The organism is Protofrankia sp. CiP1_Cm_nod4 (assembly GCF_982290645.1).
On sequence record NZ_CEVIVC010000059.1, the window covers coordinates 28,059 to 30,801 of the forward strand.

A 2,743-nucleotide genomic window follows, 5' to 3' on the forward strand; every position below is an offset into this window, starting at 1 on the left:
CGGGCGCGGCGTCCAACGCCTCCCGGATGACGTCCGCGACCTGGTCGGCCTCCAGCAGGAACGCGTCGTGCCCGTACAGCGACCGGATCACCGCGAGCCGGCCGGCCAGGGCGGGCACCCGCACCGCATCGGCGATCTCACGCTGGAGGTACAGCGGGTAGAGCCGGTCGGAGTCGACGCCGGCCACCGCGACCGGCACCGGGCAGCGCGCCAGCGCCGCGGCCACCCCGCCCCGGCCGTGGCCGGCGTTCTGGGTCATCATCGCCCGGGTCAGGGCCACGTAGCTGCCCGCGTCGAACCGGCGGACGAGCTTGTCCGCGTGATGCTCGACGTAGGACTCGGCCGCGAAACGGCCGTCGGGCTGCGCCCGGTTGCCGAAGCGGCCGGCGAGCTCCCGCTCGCTGCGGTAGCTGACCTGGGCCATCCGGCGGGCCAGCCCCATCCCCGTGTGGGGGCCGGCACCGGCGGGCTGGTGGTGGTAGTCCCCGCCGTGCCAGCCGGGGTCGGCGGTGACCGCCGCGATCTGGGTGGAGTACAGGGCGATCTGCTCGGCGGTCGCCGCCGCCCCGCAGGCGACGACCACCGCCCTGGCGACGCGGCCGGGGTGGCGCAGCGCCCATTCCAGGGCGCGCATCCCCCCCATCGACCCGCCGACCACGCCGGCGAAGCGCCGGATCCCGAGCGCGTCGGCCAGCAGCGCCTCCACCAGCACCTGGTCACCGATGGTGATCCGCGGCCAGCGGCTGCCCCAGGGCCGCCCGTCCGCGGCGGCCGAGGACGGGCCGGTCGTCCCCTGGCAGCCGCCCAGGACGTTCGGGCACACGACGAAGTAGCGTTCGGTGTCCAGCGGCCGGCCCGGACCGATCATCGCATCCCACCAGCCGCGGCTGGCGTGCCCCGGGCCGGCCGGGCCGGCGGCGTGGCTGTCACCGGTCAGCGCGTGCAGGACCAGCAGGGCGTTGGACGCCGTCGGGTCGAGCCGCCCCCACGCCTCATAGGCCACTGTCACGCCGGGTAGCGACGCCCCGCTCTCCAGTTCGACCGGGCCGGGCAGCTCGACGAACCGGCGTGCCCCGGCCGGGTCGCGCCCGGCCCGCCACCCGCCGGAGACGGGCGGCAGGCGCTCGCCCACCGCCCCGTCCGGGCTGGCGCTGTCAGCCCTTGGCGGCACGGAAGCCGGCGTCGAGGTCCGCGAGGATGTCGTCGATGCCCTCGATCCCGACGGAGAGGCGGACGAGGTCGGGGGTCACCCCGGTGCTCGCCTGCTCGGCCTCGGTGAGCTGCGAGTGCGTCGTGGTGGCCGGGTGGATGATCAGCGAACGTACGTCGCCGACGTTGGCCAGATGGCTGAACAGCTCCACGCCCTCGACGAACTTCCGGCCCGCCTCGGCACCGCCGACGATCCCGAACGACAGGATCGCGCCGGCGCCCTTCGGCAGCACCCGCTGGGCCCGGTCGTACCACCTCGACGACGCAAGCCCCGGGTAGTTGACCCAGCTCACCTCGTCCCGCGCCTGGAGCCACTCGGCCACCCGCTGGGCGTTGGCGGTGTGCCGCTCGATCCGCAGGGAGAGCGTCTCCAGACCCTGGAGCAGGAGGAACGAGTTGAACGGCGAGATCGCCGCGCCGATGTCGCGCAGCAGCTGGACGCGCGCCTTGGCGATGAAGGAGCCATGGCCGAGGACGTCCCAGTAGACCAGCCCGTGATAGCTCGGGTCGGGCGTGGTGAAGTTCGCGAACCGGCCCGACGCGCCGAAGTCGAACCGCCCGCCGTCGACGATCACGCCGCCGATCGCGGTGCCGTGGCCGCCGATGAACTTCGTCGCCGAGTGCACGACGATGTCGGCGCCGTGCTCGAACGGCCGGTAGAGGTAGGGCGTGGCCAGGGTGTTGTCGACGATGAGCGGGATACCGGCGGCGTGCGCGACCTCGGCGATCCCGGCGGTGTCGAGCACGTCCCCCTTGGGGTTGCCGATCGTCTCGCCGTAGAACGCCCGGGTGTTCGGGGCGATCGCGGCGCGCCAGGCGTCGAGGTCGTCCGGGTCCTCGACGAAGCTGACCTGGATGCCCAGCTTGGGCAGCGTGTAGTGGAACAGGTTGTACGTGCCGCCGTACAGGCTCGCCGAGGTCACGATGTGGTCGCCGGCCTCGGCGAGGTTCAGGATCGCCAGGGTCTCGGCGGCCTGGCCCGAGGACAGCGCGAGCGCTCCCACGCCCCCTTCGAGCGCGGTGATCCGCTGCTCGAAGACGTCCTGCGTGGGGTTCCCGATCCGGGTGTAGATGTTGCCGGTCTCACCGAGGGCGAACAGCGCGGCGGCGTGGTCGGTGTCCCGGAAGACGTAGCTCGTCGTCTGGTAGATCGGCACGGCGCGGGCGCCGGTCGTCGGATCCGGCTGGGCGCCGGCGTGGATCTGGCGGGTCTCGAACGACCAGCTCTCTGCTGACATGGAACGTGATCCTCCCCGGAGATGGGCGGCTGCGCCGGACAGGCCGCGTTAGCACTCATACCGGGACGGACGCGACCGCCGGGTCACGGCCACATGGATTACGAACATCACCAACGGCCGTCAGGCGGGACAACAGGCCTCGTCCACGAACGGGCGCGCCGGGTACCCCCGCATGTCGCACGACATGATTGACCGGGAGCGCACATTTCGGACTCTAGCACCCACAAGCAGACCCTGTCCCCGGGAAGGGCCTCTCCTCGGGGACGGGGCCAATCTCTCGGGGACGGGGCCAACGG

Annotated in this window: 2 protein-coding genes; both read right to left on the reverse strand. The window is 72.9% G+C overall.

Annotated elements, in window-relative coordinates:
- A partial coding sequence (metX, locus tag AC5LSR_RS13230; RefSeq protein WP_493468510.1) for a homoserine O-acetyltransferase MetX occupies positions 1-1,132 on the reverse strand: 1,132 nt, incomplete at its 3' end.
- A 22-nt stretch (positions 1,133-1,154) separates the two neighbouring features.
- A complete protein-coding gene (locus tag AC5LSR_RS13235) occupies positions 1,155-2,447 on the reverse strand; it encodes a bifunctional o-acetylhomoserine/o-acetylserine sulfhydrylase (protein ID WP_250284451.1) in 1,293 nt (430 codons plus the stop codon).
- Positions 2,448-2,743: the final 296 nt, after the last annotated feature.

Bases quoted from the DNA above. Each gene is read 5' to 3' on its own strand.
- AC5LSR_RS13235 (WP_250284451.1), bottom strand. From the start codon at position 2,447: ATGTCAGCAGAGAGCTGGTCGTTCGAGACCCGCCAGATCCACGCCGGC.